The 17,573-nt window shown below is 62.8% G+C and carries 16 protein-coding genes and 1 pseudogene; all 17 read left to right on the top strand.

The window, feature by feature from the left end:
• Positions 1–2 precede the first annotated feature (2 nt).
• The gene (sucD, locus tag ACSQ89_RS28650; protein WP_093108546.1) at positions 3–896 is read left to right on the top strand and encodes a succinate--CoA ligase subunit alpha; all 894 of its coding nucleotides are present in this window, start codon (positions 3–5) and stop codon (positions 894–896) included.
• An 89-nt stretch (positions 897–985) separates the two neighbouring features.
• Positions 986–1,670, top strand: a pseudogene (locus ACSQ89_RS28645) (TerC family protein).
• 28 nt (positions 1,671–1,698) lie between these two features.
• Entirely contained in the window at positions 1,699–2,508 is an 810-nt protein-coding gene (locus ACSQ89_RS28640) for a Stp1/IreP family PP2C-type Ser/Thr phosphatase (protein WP_436291991.1), read from the top strand.
• Positions 2,509–2,537: 29 nt separating this feature from the next.
• Positions 2,538–3,188: an FHA domain-containing protein gene (locus tag ACSQ89_RS28635; protein ID WP_093108549.1), complete on the top strand. Its 651-nt coding sequence runs from the start codon at positions 2,538–2,540 to the stop codon at positions 3,186–3,188.
• Positions 3,189–3,378: 190 nt separating this feature from the next.
• The gene (locus ACSQ89_RS28630; RefSeq protein WP_436291992.1) at positions 3,379–4,185 is read left to right on the top strand and encodes a 3',5'-cyclic-nucleotide phosphodiesterase; all 807 of its coding nucleotides are present in this window, start codon (positions 3,379–3,381) and stop codon (positions 4,183–4,185) included.
• A 201-nt stretch (positions 4,186–4,386) separates the two neighbouring features.
• A complete protein-coding gene (locus ACSQ89_RS28625) occupies positions 4,387–4,833 on the top strand; it encodes a pilin (protein WP_436291993.1) in 447 nt (148 codons plus the stop codon).
• A 60-nt stretch (positions 4,834–4,893) separates the two neighbouring features.
• Positions 4,894–6,273, top strand: coding sequence for an O-antigen ligase family protein (locus tag ACSQ89_RS28620; RefSeq protein WP_436291994.1), 1,380 nt, complete (start codon positions 4,894–4,896; stop codon positions 6,271–6,273).
• A 29-nt stretch (positions 6,274–6,302) separates the two neighbouring features.
• A complete protein-coding gene (locus ACSQ89_RS28615) occupies positions 6,303–8,054 on the top strand; it encodes a Wzy polymerase domain-containing protein (protein ID WP_436296594.1) in 1,752 nt (583 codons plus the stop codon).
• Between the two features lie 10 nt (positions 8,055–8,064).
• A complete protein-coding gene (locus ACSQ89_RS28610; protein WP_436291996.1) occupies positions 8,065–9,978 on the top strand; it encodes a polysaccharide biosynthesis protein in 1,914 nt (637 codons plus the stop codon).
• A gap of 75 nt (positions 9,979–10,053) precedes the next feature.
• The gene (locus tag ACSQ89_RS28605; protein ID WP_436291997.1) at positions 10,054–10,860 is read left to right on the top strand and encodes a class I SAM-dependent methyltransferase; all 807 of its coding nucleotides are present in this window, start codon (positions 10,054–10,056) and stop codon (positions 10,858–10,860) included.
• Positions 10,861–10,916: 56 nt separating this feature from the next.
• On the top strand, positions 10,917–12,053 hold the full coding sequence (locus ACSQ89_RS28600) for a hypothetical protein (protein ID WP_436291998.1): 1,137 nt from the start codon (positions 10,917–10,919) through the stop codon (positions 12,051–12,053).
• Positions 12,050–13,168: a glycosyltransferase gene (locus ACSQ89_RS28595; RefSeq protein ID WP_436291999.1), complete on the top strand. Its 1,119-nt coding sequence runs from the start codon at positions 12,050–12,052 to the stop codon at positions 13,166–13,168. The genes ACSQ89_RS28600 and ACSQ89_RS28595 overlap by 4 nt, the downstream gene beginning before the upstream one ends.
• Positions 13,169–13,258: 90 nt before the next feature.
• The gene (locus ACSQ89_RS28590) at positions 13,259–13,990 is read left to right on the top strand and encodes a methyltransferase domain-containing protein (protein ID WP_436292000.1); all 732 of its coding nucleotides are present in this window, start codon (positions 13,259–13,261) and stop codon (positions 13,988–13,990) included.
• 11 nt (positions 13,991–14,001) lie between these two features.
• Positions 14,002–15,042 (top strand): glycosyltransferase family 2 protein, encoded by a 1,041-nt coding sequence (locus ACSQ89_RS28585; protein WP_436292001.1) that lies wholly within the window; start codon positions 14,002–14,004, stop codon positions 15,040–15,042.
• Positions 15,043–15,047: 5 nt separating this feature from the next.
• Complete coding sequence (locus ACSQ89_RS28580) at positions 15,048–15,758, top strand: class I SAM-dependent methyltransferase (protein ID WP_436292002.1); 711 nt, start codon at positions 15,048–15,050, stop codon at positions 15,756–15,758.
• A 4-nt stretch (positions 15,759–15,762) separates the two neighbouring features.
• Positions 15,763–16,926 carry a DegT/DnrJ/EryC1/StrS family aminotransferase gene (locus ACSQ89_RS28575; RefSeq protein WP_436292003.1) on the top strand — a complete coding sequence of 388 codons (1,164 nt, stop codon included), beginning with the start codon at positions 15,763–15,765 and terminating at the stop codon, positions 16,924–16,926.
• The gene (locus tag ACSQ89_RS28570) at positions 16,926–17,531 is read left to right on the top strand and encodes a sugar transferase (protein WP_436292004.1); all 606 of its coding nucleotides are present in this window, start codon (positions 16,926–16,928) and stop codon (positions 17,529–17,531) included. Before ACSQ89_RS28575 ends, ACSQ89_RS28570 begins: the two co-directional genes overlap by 1 nt.
• Positions 17,532–17,573 lie beyond the last annotated feature (42 nt).

Here is a 17,573-nt window from a genome sequence, read left to right as displayed (position 1 = left end):
TCATGTCGATCTACATCAACAAAGACACCAAAGTCATCACCCAGGGCATCACCGGCAAGACGGGCCAATTCCACACCGAGAAGTGCCAGGAATACGCGAACGGCAAGAACTGCTTCGTGGCCGGCGTGAACCCGAAGAAGGCCGGCGAGTCGATCTTCAACATCCCGATCTTCGGCTCGGTGAAAGAAGCCGCGGCCCAAACCGGCGCCACCGTGTCGGTGATCTACGTGCCGCCGCCCGGCGCGGCCGCCGCGATCTGGGAGGCCGTCGAAGCCGACCTGGACATGGCGATCTGCATCACCGAAGGCATTCCGGTGCGCGACATGCTCGAAGTGCGCAACAAGATGAAGGCCAAGGTCGCTGCCGGCGGCAAAGAGACGCTGCTGCTCGGCCCGAACTGCCCCGGCCTGATCACGCCCGACGAGATCAAGATCGGCATCATGCCCGGCCACATCCACAAGAAGGGCCGCATCGGCGTGGTCAGCCGCTCCGGCACGCTGACCTATGAAGCCGTGGCGCAGCTCACCGAGATCGGCCTCGGCCAATCGAGCGCTGTGGGCATCGGCGGCGACCCGATCAACGGGCTGAAGCACATCGACGTGATGAAGGCCTTCAACGACGACCCCGACACCGACGCCGTCATCATGATCGGCGAGATCGGCGGCCCCGACGAAGCCGACGCGGCGCGCTGGTGCAAGGACCACATGAAGAAGCCGATCGTCGGCTTCATCGCCGGCGTGACCGCCCCTCCGGGCAAGCGCATGGGCCACGCGGGCGCCTTGATTTCCGGCGGTGCCGACACGGCGGATGCCAAGCTCGCCATCATGGAAGAGTGCGGTTTCACGGTCACACGAAACTTCTCGGAGCTGGCCAAGCGCCTCAAGGCGCTGCTCTAAAACGTCCGCCTCCTCGACCACACAAGAACAAAAGCGCTCGCAATTCACGTTGCGGGCGCTTTTTCAATACATAACAGTGGATATGAGGCATGGATTATTTGCAAACTGCCGATTTCTGGATCGGGGCTCGTCAAGATTGTCTGGATCAACATCATTCTTTCGGGAGACAACGCGGTGGTGATCGCGATGGCCGCCCGCTCGCTGCCGCAGCAGCAGCAGAAGAAGGCCGTGCTGTTCGGCTCGGGTGCGGCCGTGGTGCTGCGCATCGCGCTCACCGTGGTCGCTGCCAAGCTGCTGGCGCTGCCCTACCTGCAGATCCTCGGCGGCGCGCTGCTGCTGTGGATCGGCGTGCAGCTGCTCGGCGATGAGGAAGACGACAACGGCGAGGAAAAGGAATATGGCAGCATGCTCGCCGCGGTGCGGACCATCCTGCTGGCCGACCTGGTCATGAGCCTGGACAACGTGATCGCGGTCGCGGCCGCGGCGCAGGGCAGCATGGTGCTGCTCGTGTTGGGCTTGGCCATCAGCATCCCGTTGGTAATTTTCGGCAGTACCCTCATGATCAAGCTCATGGAACGTTTCCCGATCATCATCATGCTCGGCGCCGCGCTGATCGGCTGGGTCGGCGGCGAGACCATCGTGAGCGACGTCGCCTTGCGCGGCGCCCTGGCGGCCGACCCCTGGCTGCACTATGCAGGCGCCGCGGCCGGCGCATTCTTCGTCGTCGCTGTCGGCCGCTGGCAGCAAAGGCGCGCGGCCGCCGCCGCGCACTGACGGCTAGGCTCCTCAACCAAACTGATTCATGGCGAACCTGGGCGCATCCGTTTCTCCTGACACCGGCTCGCTGACCTGGGACTTCGCCGCGCTCACCGACCCCGGCCGGGTGCGCGCCAACAACGAAGACACGATCGCCTTCGACGCCTCACTGGGCCTGGTTCTCCTGGCCGACGGCATGGGCGGCTACAACGGCGGCGAGGTGGCCAGCGGCATGGCCATCGCGCTGCTGCAAGCCAGTTTCGGCCGCTGGCTGGCCCACGCCGGGCCGACCGCCAACCCGCGGGCCTTGCGCCGCGCGCTGCAGGCCGGTACCGACGAGGCTAACGCGGCCATCCTCGAAGCCGGCGTCGCGAACATGCAGCTGCAGGGCATGGGCACCACGCTCGTGCTGGCCGCCTTCGGGCCCAAGCGCGCGATCGTCGGCCACATCGGCGACTCGCGCTGCTACCGGCTGCGCAACGAAAAGCTCGAACAGCTCACGCGCGACCATTCGCTGCTGCAGGAGCAGCTCGACGCCGGCGCAATCACGCCCGAGCAGGCCATCCAGTCGCCGCACCGCAACCTGGTGACGCGGGCGCTCGGCATCGAACGCCATGTCGAACTCGAAATGCACGAGCACAACGTGAAACCCGGGGACCTTTTCCTGCTATGTTCCGATGGGCTGAGCGAGATGGTTCCCGACGCGCAGCTTTTCACGCTTTTGTTACAAGATATCGGTCTTTCGGAGAAGGCAACACTTTTGGTTTCAACTGCGAATGACAATGGCGGCAGGGACAACATTTCGGTTGTCCTGGCCCGTGCAGGTGCAGGTGAAGCGCTCGAGGCATCCGGATAGCCCAAAAAAATGAGATCCAGGAGTCGGCCATGCCGAAAATGATCGTTTCGATCGACGGTGTCGTCATCAAGGAGGTGACGCTCGCCAAGGACCGCACCACGCTGGGACGGCGGCCGTACAACGACATCGTGATCGACAATCTGGCGATCAGCGGTGAACACGCCGTGCTGCACATGATCGGCGGCGATGTCTACCTGGAAGATCTCAACAGCACCAACGGCACCTACATCAACGGGCGTGCCGTCAAGAAGCAGGCGCTCGAGCACAACGACGTCGTCGAGGTCGGCAAGTACAAGATCCGCTACCTGGTGGCCAGCGGCGCCTCCGAAGGGGCCGGGCCGGCGCCGCACATCGCGCCGGCACCGTCGGGCCCGATTCCCCTCAGTTCCGCACCCACGGTGCACCAGCCCTTCGGCGGCGGCACCGGCGTGGCCGTCATGCGCGTCCTGTCGGGCAGCGGCGCCGGGCGCGAACTCTCGCTGCAGAAGGTCGTCACAACGATCGGCAAACCCGGCGTGGCCGTCGCCGCCGTCACGCGACGCCTGCACGGCTACGTGGTGGCGCCCATCGACGGCGGCACCGAGCTCAACGGCGAGCCGCTCGGCAACGAGGCCGTCGCCCTGCAGGACGGCGACGTGCTCGAACTCGGCGGCACCCGGATGCAGTTCGTCGCCGGATGAGCGACGGCCGGCCGCGCCGAGGCTTTGGTACGGGCCAGAGGCTTGACCCCACTGCCGGCTGTAGATGCCAAAAAATTCCTTTACCAGCTGTACGCGCAGCGTTTAGCCTCGATAGCGTTGCAGCCCAAAGACCAGAACTGGGGTGGTGCAACCCGGTTCGAAACCAAATAGAAAACAAAAGGCCTCGCATATGCAGGTGCGCGTGTTGGGTTGCTCGGGCGCCATCGCCAAGGACTGCCGCACGACGTCATTCCTGGTCGACAGTGACCTGCTGGTCGACGCCGGCACCGGCGTCGGCGACCTGAGCCTGGCCGAAATGGCCGCCATCGACGACGTGGTGCTCACCCATTCGCACCTCGACCACATCGCCGCGCTGCCCCTGATGATCGACGCCGTGGCCAGCCGCCGCAGCAGGCCGCTGCGCGTGCATGCGCTGCGCGCCACCATCGAGGCGCTGCGCGCCCATGTGTTCAACAACGTCATCTGGCCTGATTTCGCGAGCATTCCCAGTCGCGAGGCGCCGTTTGTGAGCTTTCACGACATCGTGGTTGGCCAGCAGCTCCAGTTGGGAACGCGGGCGCTCAAGAACATCGAGGTGCTGCCGGCGGTCCACACCGTGCCGGCTTGCGGGTATGCCGTGCGCTGCGCCGAGGGCGGGCCGAACTGGGTTTTCAGCGGGGATACCGAGCGCAATCCGGCCTTCTGGCAGCGGGTGAACCAGCTTGATATAGGCATCCTGGTCATCGAAACGGCGTTCAGTGACCGGGAGCAGGCCTTGGCGCAGCGCAGCTTGCATTTGTCACCTGCGACCTTGGCCGACGAACTGGCGAACATTGCGCCCGGCAAGAACTACCCGATCTACATCACCCACACCAAGCCGGCCGAGACCGAAGAGATCATGAGCCAGATCGACATGCTGGCCGCTGGCTCGCAGGTGCATGGAACGAAGGGGCGGGACATTCGATGGCTGGAGGCGGCGGGGGTCCTGCAGGTCTGACACTGTCGGTGGTCGACTGACAAAATTTGTCATCCCGCGTGTGGCATATGCAACAGATTGTGTCACCTGTTGTAACTCCAGCGTGAACAAATGCACACCAAGGTTTGCTTCAGAGGCGAGCAGCAGGGATGGCACAGATGCTGCGGAGGTTGGACGCACCGGGGGCCCTCCTCGGGCCCTTCAACCAACTGGAGTTTTTGAATGAACCGTCGTTCCATCGCACGCAATGTGCAAAAGGGTTTCACCCTTATCGAGTTGATGATCGTTGTGGCGATCATTGGTATCTTGGCTGCTGTGGCTCTGCCGGCGTATCAGGACTACACCACCCGCGCCAAGATTTCCGAAGTGCTCGTCATGGCCGCTCCGGCAAAGCTGGCAGTCGCTGAAACCACCTCGTCGCTTGGCGTTCTTGCCTCTGTCACGGCGTCCAATAGTGGCTACGTCTTCCCCGGCGCAACAAAATATGTGTCGAACGTGGTCGTCGCCCCCACCACGGGCATTGTGACGGTCACATCGACGGTTCCCAATGCGACGGGCGATATCCTACTGACGCCGGCGACTGTTGGCACCAACACCGGTCAACTGCGTTGGACGTGCTCCTCCGCTATTGCTGCGAAGTACCTGCCTTCCGAATGCCGTCCCACCTGATCGTGGACCGGTGATAGAAGCGGCCCTCGAGGCCGCTTTTTTTGTTCGCGACCTTCTTTCATGACGCATCGAAAATTCGCAGACGGCCTTCTGGCGTGGACGATTCCCGCGTTCGCCGTCGTCGCATTTTCCGGCATCATCACTTTCTTCGGGATCGCGGATCCGTACGATTTCTATCGAAAAGCGCAGATCATCTGCCTGTCGATTCTCATCGTCTGCTCCGTCATTCGCCTGCCCGCGGTCATTCATGGAAGGCCGTGGTCCGGCCTCTGGATCTGGGCGATTTCACTGGCGTTTCTGGCGATCTGCCTGCATGGCACTCGGTGGTCGCCGTTCTCCATCGCCGACGCCACGCTGTATGGCATGCTGTTTCTAGGGGTGCTTTTTTGCGCGAGGCTCTTCGAAGGCGACCCGCAAAGGCAGGATCGAAGCGCGGTGATCCTGGCGCTGGCCCCGTTGCTCAATATCTGGCTGATGGTGTTGAGCACCATCGATCTTTGCCTGAGCGGCACATGGAACGACTGGCAATTGGTGTTCTCGACGATCCGCGAATTCGACGATGCCTTGCTTCCGTGCCTGTTCCTGCTCTGGCACCGGCCCGGCGGATTGGCGCGCGCGCGGATGACGCCGCTGGTCTGGCTGCTTTCGACGCTCTATCTGCTGGCACTCTGGCAAGACGGCGCCCGCTCGGTCCTGCTGTCCACGACGAGCGCGCTGCTGCTGGTCGCGCTTCTTCGAAAGGATTCAGCCCTGCTTCGTCTGCCGGTTTCGTCGCTCGCTGTCGCGGGGGCATTCTTCTACGGCATGCGATGGCTCTTCGACTCGGACCATACGACCAAGACCGTATTTCGCCTGAGCACTTCATCCCGAAGCGATTTGTGGGGCGGCCTAGTGGAATCCTGGGCCCGATCGCCGTGGGTCGGAATAGGCGGCGATCAATTCGGAAGGCACGACGGCCTGGTGATCGCGATGCACCCTCACAATATTGCGCTGCAATGGATCGGGGAGTACGGATTCTTGGGGGTGGGCGCCGTCGTTCTCGTCGGATTGCTGCTCTACCGGTTGATTCGAGGGCATCGCTGGATTCCTCCGTTTTGCCTTGGCGGCCTCTTGGCTTGCGTCATGAACAGTCTGTTTTCAGGCGCCTTTGTCTATCCCTTGAGCCAGCTGCTGATCATATGGATGGCTGGATGGGCGCTGGCGTGTTACCGGAAGCGCTCGACCGATACGGCCGCGGCGGCCGCCGCTCCAGCGACGAAACTCAGGTCGCGCGCGCCGATCATGCTGGTGTCCGCGATGCTGCTGGCGGGCATGTGGGCTGTCCATGGCCGCGACCTGCTGTCGCGCCAATCGTCCAATGATTCAGGCAATGTGTCTCCGCCGCGCTTCTGGCAACGCGGAGCCGTCCTTCATCTCGACAAACCCGATGCGAGGCAGTAGCTGCTTTTGACGACGGAACAAGCTGTCCCATGTCGAATCCATCCCAAGCTTTGGTGAGCATCGCGGCGGCGGTGCCGAGGGCCCGCTCGACCCGCAATCCATCGACAGGTGTGGGCTGGTCGCTATTGGCTTTCGGCTTCGCCCTGCCGTGGCTGATTCCCGTGCATTCCTATCCGTGGCCCACGCTCTACAGCGAGGTCGCCGCCGGTCTGGCTGTCCTGCCGCTGGCTCTGTGGGCGGTGACGCGGCGTGCGCGAATGGATTTCGACCTGCTCTCGCTGGGTTTCGCTGCTGCTGCGCTGATTCCCCTGCTGCAGGCCGCGGGTGGCATGTTTGCGTTTCCTGGCGAAGCGCCTCTGGTCAGCGTGTACCTTCTGGGTTGTGCCGTGTCGGTCGCTGTCGCCAGATCCTGCGAGGCGCTGGCCCCGGGCCGCTTGCCGGACGCGCTGTTCGCCGGTTTCGTCATAGCCGCCTTGGCCTCCACGGCGCTCGCGCTGGCGCAATGGCTGCTGCTCGACTGGGGGCCCTTGATGGCCCCCATCTCGACAGGCACCCGCCCCATGGCCAATGTGGGCCAGGCCAACGAGCTGAGCACGCTGCTGCTGTGGGGGCTTGTCGGTTTGTGGTGGGCCCACACCCGACAGCGGATCGGCGGCCGAGTTGCAGTGTTTGCCGCCGCTACCGTACTGCTCGGGGTCGCGAGCACGCAGTCCCGCACGGGCTGGCTCGGCATTGCGCTGTTGCTGGCCGTCGCGTGGGTCTCGCCGGCTTCTCTGGGGACCGCGAAGCACAGGCCGGCTTTCGTCGGGCTGGGGTTCTGGTTCGCGGTGCTGGCGCTCGGCTGGACGTTCGCAACCGACATCATCGGTGCCGGTGGGGCCGACAGTCTGGGTTCGCGGCTGAGCTCGGGGCGCCGACCGGAGATCTGGTCCATGATGGTCGATGGCATATGGCATCGGCCATGGCTGGGCTACGGCTGGAACCAGGGCCGATTGGTCCAGGTCGACGAACTGCCCCAGTATGCCGACCTGAAAATAGGCATCCAGCACGCCCATGACCTCGTGCTCGACTTGATGGTGTGGAACGGGGTGCCCCTGGGTCTGGCCATCGCTGCACTGCTGGGCCTATGGTTCTGGTGGCAGGTGAGGCGTGCCGCCGGCGCCGAGCAGATTCTGATCCTGCTGGCCCTCGGCACATTCACGCTGCACGGCTTGCTCGAGTTGCCGCATTGCAAGGCGTTCTTCCTGGTTCCGGTGGCGCTGATGATGGGCATCCTGAACGCGCGCTCGTCGCTCGTTGCACCTGTCCGGCTGCCGCGCGCCGTGTCTGCGGCCCTCGTGGTTGCGTTGGGCTGCGTCCTGCTGCTCGCGTGGAAGGAGTACCGCGCCATTGAGTTGGACGTGCAATCCGAGCGCTTGCGAGCCGCCCGCATCGGTGTTCGGGCGCCCCCTCCGGCACCCGAGATTCATATCCTGAACGGATTGCAGGCCGCGCTTGTCAACCTGCGCATCGAGCCGCGCAAAGGCATGCCGGCGAGCGAGATCGAGCGCTTGCGCTTGACGGCCAGGCGCTATCCCGTAGAGAACGCGCTCTTGCGATATGCCAAGGCCGCCGCGCTCAACGGGCAGCCGCTGGCCGCGCAGGAAGCGCTGCGGCATTCGTGCCTGCTCTTCTCGCGTGCTTATTGCGACAAGCTTCGAGTCGCCTGGGGCGAATTCGCGAGCGAACATCAGGGCGTCGAGGCGGTGCCCTTTCCCCGTATCGATCCGGAAGTCCAGTGACCGCAAAGCGATGCAAGACAGGATCCTGAGCTGGTCTCGCTCCCGAAAGCGCATGGTAGTGATGGCGCTCGACGCCGTGCTCGCGCTGGTGTCGATGTGGCTCGCGTTCACGCTGCGGCTCGACACGCTGCACTGGCCCGCAGGCGCCGAACGGCTCGCATACGCGGTGGCGCCCGCGCTGGCCATTCCGGTCTTCATCCGGCTGGGCCTGTACAAAGCGATCTTCCGCTACACGGGCGTGGCTTCGATCCTGGCGACCGGTCGCGCCGTCGCGCTGTACGGTGTCGCGCTGTGCCCGTTCGTCTGGCTGCTCTTCCATTGGGAGGGCATCCCTCGCAGCCTCATCGTGCTGCAGCCGCTGCTCTTTCTGATCCTCGTCGCCTCGAGCCGCGCGCTGGGCTGGCAATGGATTGCCAGCCGCACCCGTGCCCGCGGCGCGCCCTTGCTGATCTATGGCGCCGGCGTGGCCGGAGCGCAGACCGCAGCCGCACTCTCAGGAATACAAGACTATTCGCTGGTCGGATTCATCGACGACGATCCCCAGAAGGCAGGGCGCACGATCAATGGGGTCAAGGTCCATGCCTTCGCAGAGACCGCCGATGTCGTGGGCCGCCATGCGGTCACCGACATTCTTCTCGCGGTGCCGAGCGCGACGCGGCAGCGGCGCAATCAGCTCATCGAGCGCCTGCAATCGCTGCCCGTGCGGGTTCGGTCGTTGCCAGGGCTGGCGGATCTTGCCAGTGGGCGGGTCACGGTCGAAGATTTCCGCGACCTCGACCTCGACGACTTGCTGGGACGCGAGCCTGTGGCGTCGCGGCCGGATTTTCTCGCTGGAGCCTTGGCGGACCGCGTTGTTATGGTGACAGGCGCGGGAGGGAGCATCGGCAGCGAACTGTGCCGCCAGATTGCGCGCGAAGCGCCGAGCACGCTTCTTCTCGTCGATCACAGCGAGTATTCGCTCTACAAGATCCATCACGAGCTCGAGCAGTGGGTGCGCGCCGGTGGTATGCATGTGACCTTGGTGCCCGTGCTCGGCAGTGTGTGCAACCAGCAACGCCTGGATTCGATCTGTCAGGCCCACAGGCCGCAGGTGATCTACCACGCGGCGGCCTACAAGCATGTCCCCATGGTCGAATCCAATCCGGGCGAGGCCGTGAACAACAACGTGCTGGGCACGCTCAGCCTGGCCCGTGCGGCGCTCAAGTGGGGCATCGATAGTTTTGTTCTCGTGTCTACCGACAAGGCGGTCAGACCGACCAACGTCATGGGCGCCACCAAGCGGATCGCCGAACAGATCCTCCAGTCGCTTGCCGACTGCGAAGCCAGTCCGTTCGACGAAGGGAGTGCCCCGCACTTGAAGTCGGGCTCGATGACTCGATTCTCGATGGTGCGCTTCGGCAATGTTCTGGGTTCCAGCGGCAGCGTGGTTCCTCTGTTTCGCACCCAGATTGCCAATGGTGGGCCGGTGACCGTGACCGACCCGGAGGTGACGCGATACTTCATGACGATTCCGGAGGCGGTGCAACTCGTCCTGTATGCAGGCGCGATGGCTCGCAGCGGAGATCTCTTCGTGCTTGACATGGGCGTGCCCGTGAAGATAGTGGATCTGGCCAAGCGCATGATCACTCTGTCCGGGCGATCGGTGCGCGACGAGTTCCGTCCGACGGGAGACATCAGCATTACCTTCACTGGCCTGCGTCCAGGAGAAAAGCGTTTTGAGGAACTCCTGATCGGGGAGAATCCGATGCCGACCGATCACCCCCGAATCATTCGCGCAAGAGAAGAATTCATGCCGTGGCCTGCGCTCAGGCTTCATCTGAAGTCGCTGCTCAGCGCTGCACAAGATGACAACCTGGCTTCGATGAAAGATGTCTTGCGACTGCTGGTCCCCGACTATGAACAAAGCCTCACTCTGGCGCAGTAACTCCGGATACGACGCGACGACATGGGTCGTCTCTGCGTGGTGCGATGTCGGCCTTCGATGTGGCATGGAGGTCCAGTGAGTCTGGAAAGCGCCGACAGGGCAACACCCGCATCGGAAATCGACTTCTCGACGCTGTACGACACCCATCCGGAGTACGTGGCGCGACGTGAAGAAGGCTCTTTGGAGCAAGCGCAGATCGATATGGAGGTGCAACTTTTCAAGTTGCCGAACTTGATGGGACTGCTCCCTTCCTCTCGCCAACTCCGGACCGTTCTCGAGATTGGCTGCGCCACCGGCGAGTTGATTGCTGCGTTGCCAGTTGCCCCGGGTGCTCGGAAGGTTGGCTTGGACATATCGGCCGCCAACATCGCTGTGGCGAGCGCAAGGTACCCTGATATCGAGTTCGTCTGTTCAGATCTGAGCGACTTGCAGCCGGGCGAGTTTGAGGCGGTGATCATGAGTGACGTGGTGGAGCATGTGCCGCACGATCAAGAGTTCCTGCGCGCCGCTGCGCAACTCGGCGAAGTCGTGTTGGTCAACTTGCCACTCGAAGACAACTGGCTCAACTGGAGGCGTGACTACGGTGTGAATGATGTGTCGGGCCACTTGCGCAAGTATTCGCTTGCGGACGGAATGAGGCTGTTCGAGCTTGCAGGGTTGGAAGTGCTAGCTCATTCGCAAGTGTGGTTTCACGAGACTGCTGCCGAAGATGCCCGTCGCGCACTGCGCAAGCAGAGATTGGGCAGTGTTTTCTCGGGGAGTTGGCCGGAGCGCACAGTCAAGCGGGCGATAGTCATGGCCGCTGCAGCAGTGCCTCCGCTTGGCAGGCGCATATTCTCGTCAAACCTGTTTGCCATGGCCTGCAAGCGGCTCACGCGGTGAACTTGCGCCGTCAACTGAGCGTGTCGCTGCTTGTGCAAGGGGCAGGAGCAGCGTCGATGCTGATCGCCACTTTGTTGCTGGGCAGCACCGTGGGGCCGGAGGAGCAGGGAAACTTCAGCCACACTAAAGCAGCCATCGAGTTTGCTGCTGCGTTTGCAATGTTCGGACTTCCGCAGGCGTTGTTCTTCTATGTCAAGTCCGGACGCCTGAGCCTTCAAGCTGCTCTTCGTTGGGCGTGGGCGAGTGCGCTGGTCGCTGTGCTTGTCGGAATGATCTTTGGCGCGGTGCAGCAAGAAGCGAGTAGCCCCGTGCAAGCCGTTGTTTTCGCCAGCGCGATAGCGCTCTGCGTCGCCCACGGGCACTTGCGCGCTCTGCTGTTGGTCGGCAAGCACACGGGTTGGTTCAACGCCGCGACTGCGTTGCCGCAGGTCCTGTTGATCGGAGGCGTGATTGTTGTTCTCTGGTTCGGGATCACAGAAAATTCGACGTGGCAACTGCTCTTTGCCCTGGCCTACGGCGCTAGTTCAGTCTTCGCTCTTTGGCGGGTGAAAAAGATGGGAAAGTCAGTCGCGGGCTCTCCCGCGAATTGGCGTGAGCTGGGCCGTTATGGGATTGCCGCATGGCTTTTGGCCTCATTGTCGACCGCGGCCATTCTGTTGGTTCAGCAGTGGGTCGAGAGCGCGCAAGGTTCGGTTGCGCTGGGCCGCTTCACGATGGCGATGACTTTGGTTCAAGTGCCTCTTGCGCCGATTGGCTATGCCGCACCTTTGCTGTTTCGGCGCTGGATGGAGCAGTCGGGTGGGCGTTCGTCGCAGCGATGGGCCGCTGCGCTATGCGCTGCGCTTCTATTTGTCGCAGGCGCGTTTTGGCTGGCAGCGCCGACGTGGCCGCATCTTGGCCTTGGACCAGCTTATGCGGGAACGACGCAGGCACTTGCGGTGCTGATGATGGGCGCCGCGGCGGAGGCGGCCTCACGTGTGTTGACGGTCAATGTCTACGCGAATGGGTTGCCCTGGCTAGCCGTCAAGGCGGAAATCGTACGCTGGCTCGTACTATGCGGTGCCTGGTTGCTATTGCCATCGCCGGGGCTCTTGTCCATGTGCGCTGTGTGGGCTGCAGGTGCGTGGGCTGCTGCTGCTGTGTTTGTGCTGCATTCATACCGCCTTGCTTCTTCTGACGAGAGCCCCGCATGAAGGAACGCCACGCGCTTCGTGTTGCACTGCTTGGTCCGGCCAACACGGTCCATCTGCAGCGCTGGGCAGCAGCGTTGGCGGGGCGGGGTCACACTGTGTGTGTGATCTCGCAGCACCGCTGCGACCCCGCGCTACTGCCGCGTGCCGTGCGGGTCGTCTGGCTGCCATATCAAGCGCAGATTGGCTACTTCGCCAACGCTTGGATTCTGCGGCGTGAACTGCGGCGATGGCGCCCCGACTTGCTGAACGCGCACTATGCCAGCGGCTATGGCACCACCGCGGCGTTGGCTGGTTATAGCCCGACGCTGCTTTCGGTTTGGGGAAGCGATGTCTATGATTTCCCCAACGAGGGGAGCCTTAAAAACTGGCTGCTGCGACGAAACTTGCGGAGTGCGACGGCGATTGCTTCAACCAGCCACGCGATGGCGCAGCAGGTGCAAGGCCTCACGCCTGAGCAACTCGACGTGACAGTCACGCCATTCGGCGTTGACCTCGAAAATTTTGCACCAGCCACTGTTTCGCGCGACGCCGGCGTGCTAACGCTGGGGATTGTCAAGTCGCTCGCTCCAAAGTACGGAGTTGATCTGCTGTTGCGCGCTTTCGCGGGCTTGCTCGTTGACGGCGAGGTGCGCGCCAGTGGACATCAGTGCCGCTTGATCGTTGTTGGTGATGGCCCGCAGCGCGAAGAATTGGTGGGGCTTTCGCGTCAACTCGGCATTGCGGCACTGACGGAGTTCGTAGGGGCGGTAGCGCACGCAGAGGTGCCTCGTTGGCTCAATCGCATGGACATCTTTGCCGCGCCAAGTCGGCTCGACAGCGAAAGCTTCGGCGTCGCCGTGATTGAAGCCAGCGCTTGTGGCCTCCCCGTAGTGGTGAGCGACGCCGGCGGCCTCCCAGAGGTGGTACGTCACGGCGAGACTGGCTTGGTCGTGCCGCGCAACGACGTGCCTGCGCTGCAGAATGCGCTCAAGCGGCTTGTGCTGGAGCCCGATCTGCGAAGCAGGCTAGGTCGAGACGGTCGAGTCCTCGTCGGGCGTGAGTACGAGTGGGGTCACTGTCTGGATCTCATGGAGCAGTGCTACGCCCGCGTAATGCTATTGGCGGAATCGGCATGAGCCCGCCGCGTCGACCTCTCTCTGCATGCGCAAGACGCACTGGCGCAAGGGGATGGCATTGCTGCTGACCGTACCTTCTTGGGAACGCCTATGAAAAATCGGGACCACTGGAAGCCCACCAAGTTCGACTGGAAAAGCGGTCGACTCAAGGGGGCAAGAGATCCTGTTGAACTCGGCGTCGGTTCGCGTTTGGTGGCGGACTTGGTGGCCGTGCAATATCAGTCGCATCTGAAGACTAACGCACGCGGACGGCTGCTGGATCTGGGTTGCGGCAAAGTGCCGTTGTACTCGGCATATGCGCCGTACGTATCGGAAATCGTTTGTGTGGACTGGGCGCCAGGAGAGCACGTCGATTTGCAATGTGATCTGTCGCAGCCCCTGCCATTCGATAGCAATCGCTTCGATACGATCATTCTGTCGGACGTGCTTGAGCACATCCCCGAGCCCGAGCTATTGTGGAGTGAGATGACAAGAGTGTTGGCGCCGGCGGGCAAGATCATCATGAACGTCCCGTTCTACTATCTGGTGCACGAACACCCTCACGACTACTACCGCTACACGAACTTTGCACTCGAAAGGTTTGTGAAGATGAATGAGATGACTCTCGTAAGAATGTCTGCGATTGGCGGTATCGTTGAAATCATTGCCGATTTGTTTGCCAAAATCGTCACGAAGTTGCCACTGATCGGACGCGCGTTAGCGATGCTGATCCAAACGTTGGCTTGGCACTTCCACAAGACGCGACTGGGAGCGAGGGTGGCCGCCATTTCGAGTCGACACTTTCCGCTGGGTTATTTTGTGATCGCCGCGCGCAAGCCTTAGAGGCGAGAGACATGAGCACTCCTTTGCGAACTATCAGCGCTATCGTTCCCTGCCGCAACGAGCAACGCCATATCGAAGCCTTCTGCCTTAACGTTTGCGCACAAGCGCTGCCAGCGAACTGGTTGCTGCAACTCGTGATTGCCGACGGAATGAGCGACGATGGCACGCGCGAAATGCTGAAGCACCTGTCGGCAGCCGACCCGCGCATCCAGTGCATCGACAACCCGCAGTTGATCGTGTCGGCTGGACTGAACCGCGCGTTGTCGCGTGCCGACGGCGAAGTGATCGTGCGCATGGACGTGCACACGGGCTACGCCACTGACTACATCGCCCAGTGCATCTCGGTGCTGGCCGAGACCGGCGCCGACAATGTCGGTGGCGCGTGGCGCGCGGTGCCCGACGATGGCGCGGGCCCGATGCAACAGGCAGTCGCTGCGGCGTTTCAATCCCGGTGGGTGGCTGGCGGAGCCCTCTCGCGCCGACTCGATCACGACGGCTGGGTCGACACCGTCTATCTCGGATGTTGGCCGCGCGCCACGTTCGAGCGCTTCGGCGGGTTCGACGAGTCGTTGGCGCGCAACCAGGACGACGAGCACAATCTTCGGCTGGTGCGCGGCGGCGGACGGGTATGGCAGTCCTCGCGCATCCGCAGCACGTACCATCCGCGCGCGTCTCTCTTTCAGGTTTTTCGGCAGTATTTTCAGTATGGCTACTGGAAGCCGTTTGTGATGAAGAAGCATCGACAAGCCGCGTCCCTGCGTCACTTGGTGCCAGTGGCATTTGTGGGCGCACTTGTTTTGTTGAGCTTGGTCGCTTTGCTTGGCGCGCCGGCCTGGCCGCTTGCCGCCTGCCTGTTGCTTTACCTGGGCGCCGTGGGCGCCATGACGGGCGGCGTCTTGCTGAAAGCTGGGGTCGGAATCAGCGCGCTGTCCCGCGTTCCGATGGTGATCGCTGCCTATCACTTCGGCTACGGTTTGGGTTCGCTGCTGGGCTTCTGGGATGTACTGCGCGGCGGCCGCGCGAACGAACGTTTCGCGGCCTTGACTCGGTAGGCGCGATGACGAAACTAGGCGACGATCCGAATCTCGAGCTTGATTCGGTGCGCGAGCGTTACGACCGACGGGCGGCTCACGACCTCCGTTACAGCTTGCTCAACCCAGCCGCGCTGCACATGCATCAGGAGCGCCAGCGCGCGATGGTCCGGCTGTTCGCGCGGATCGGCATGACCGAGCTCCATCGCATCGATCTTGTCGAGGTAGGAAGCGGCGATGGTGGTAACCTGCTCGAACTGTTGCGGATGGGTTGCGCGCCGGATCGTCTTTCGGGCATCGAACTTCTGCCGGAGCGTCATGCGGCGGCGCGTGCACGGCTTCCTGCCGCCGTCCGACTCTCATCGGGCGACGCTGCCGTCGCATCGATTGAGCCGGCCAGTTGCGACGTCGTCTTCGTCTCCACCGTGTTCTCCTCGCTGCTCGACGACGCATTCCAGCAACGCCTGGCCGATGCTATGTGGCGCTGGGTCAAGCCCGGCGGAGGCGTGCTGTGGTACGACTTCACGGTCGACAATCCGCGCAATGCCGATGTGCGTGGAGTGCCGCTCAAGCGCGTTCGCGCACTCTTTCCGCAGGGTCAAGTGCACGTACAGCGCATCACATTGGCTCCGCCGATTGCTCGGCGCGTGACCGCCGTACATCCTTCCCTTTACACCTTGTTCAACACAATTCCGCTGCTGCGCACGCATGTGCTCGCGTGGATCGCCAAATCCTGAAGCCATGCCAGAAAAAGCCCCATTTCTGCCGTTCGCGTTGCCCGAACTCGGCGAGGAGGAACTCGCCGAAATAGAAAGCGCGCTGAAGTCGGGCTGGGTCACGACCGGACCGAAGACCAAGCGTTTCGAAGACGCATTTGGTGCGTTTCTCGGCGATGCCGACCTGCATTGCCTGGCGGTCAACTCGGCCACGGCCGGTCTTCACCTTGCGCTCGAAGCACTCGGCATCGGCCCAGGAGACGAGGTGATCACGACCACGCACACTTTCACCGCCACCGCGGAAGTGGTGCGCTACCTGGGTGCCGATGTGGTGCTGGTGGATGTCGACCCGGTCACGCTGTGCATCGATCCGCATCTTGTTGAAGCGGCGATCACGCCGCGCACCAAGGCCATCATGCCGGTGCACTACGCAGGTCTTGCCGCGGATATGCCGGCGCTGTTGGCATTGGCGCAAGCTCACAAGTTGAAGGTGGTAGAGGATGCAGCGCATGCGCTGCCCACCACGTCCGCCGGTCAGCTCGTTGGAACCCTGGGCTCCGACGTCACCGTCTTCAGCTTCTACGCCAACAAGACGATAACCACCGGCGAGGGCGGCATGGTCGTCACCCGCGACAACGCGCTTGCCGAGCGCATGAAGGTCATGCGTTTGCACGGCATCAATCGCGACGCCTTCGACCGCTTCCAGTCGAAGACGCCCGCCTGGTACTACGAGGTGATTGCCCCTGGCTTCAAGTACAACCTCACAGACATTGCCGCAGCGATCGGGTTGGTGCAGCTGACCAAACTGCCGCGGTTTCTCGAACGCCGGCAATACTTGGCAGCGCGCTACCACGAGGCGCTGAGCTCCTTGCCGCTGATCTGTCCTTCAGATCCTCCAGCGGGTGAGGTGCACGCCTGGCATCTCTATGTCATTCGCCTCGCCCCGACCGCCAAGGTGACGCGGGACGAACTGGTGCAGGCGCTGTCCGACCGCGGCATCGGTACCAGCGTGCACTATGTGCCGCTCCATCGACAGCCCTATTGGCGTGACCGCTACGGGCTCACGCCAGAGATGTTTCCGCATTCCGATGCGGCCTACCAGGCAATGGTGAGCGTTCCACTCTTCACGGCGATGAGCGACAGCGATCAAGACCGCGTGATCGCCGCGTTGCACCAGGTGCTGGGCTGATGCTCAAGCGGCTATTCGACCTCGGCTTCGCGCTGTGCGCGTTGCTGGTGTCGGCCCCCGCGCTGGTTGGCGTGGCCCTCTGGATCAAGCTCGATTCGCGGGGACCGGTCTTGTTTCGCCAGCAGCGCGTCGGCCTGCAAGGCAGGCTGTTCATGATCTACAAGTTCAGAACGATGCAGGTAGATGCCAGCGGGACCGGGGCGCAGATCACGGTCGGCGCCGATCCGCGCATCACGCGCTCGGGCACATTCCTGCGGAGATACAAGCTCGATGAACTCCCGCAGTTCGTCAATGTGCTTGCCGGCGACATGAGCGTGGTGGGCCCGAGACCCGAGGTGCCGCGCTATGTGGCGATGTATCCGAGCGACGCCCGGCAGCTGATCCTGAGCGTGCGCCCCGGTATCACCGATCTGGCCTCGGTCGCTTATCGGGATGAGAGCGCGCTGTTGGCCGGCGCCGAGGACCCCGAGGCGTTCTACATCCACGTGGTCATGCCGGCCAAGCTGAGACATGGACTGCTCTACGTCCAGAAGCGGAGCTTGTGGCTCGATATCTCGATCATCTGGCGGACGGCCTCAGCCATCTTTTCCCGCGGATCACCTTAGGCCGAGGCCGTCTACAGCGGCAGACGTTCTCGAACTTGCCGA

This window comes from Variovorax sp. LjRoot175 (assembly GCF_964253805.1).
Lineage (GTDB): Bacteria > Pseudomonadota > Gammaproteobacteria > Burkholderiales > Burkholderiaceae_C > Variovorax.
Note: the sequence above shows the minus strand (reverse complement) of the source record. Positions and strands in the feature narration are given on the sequence as shown.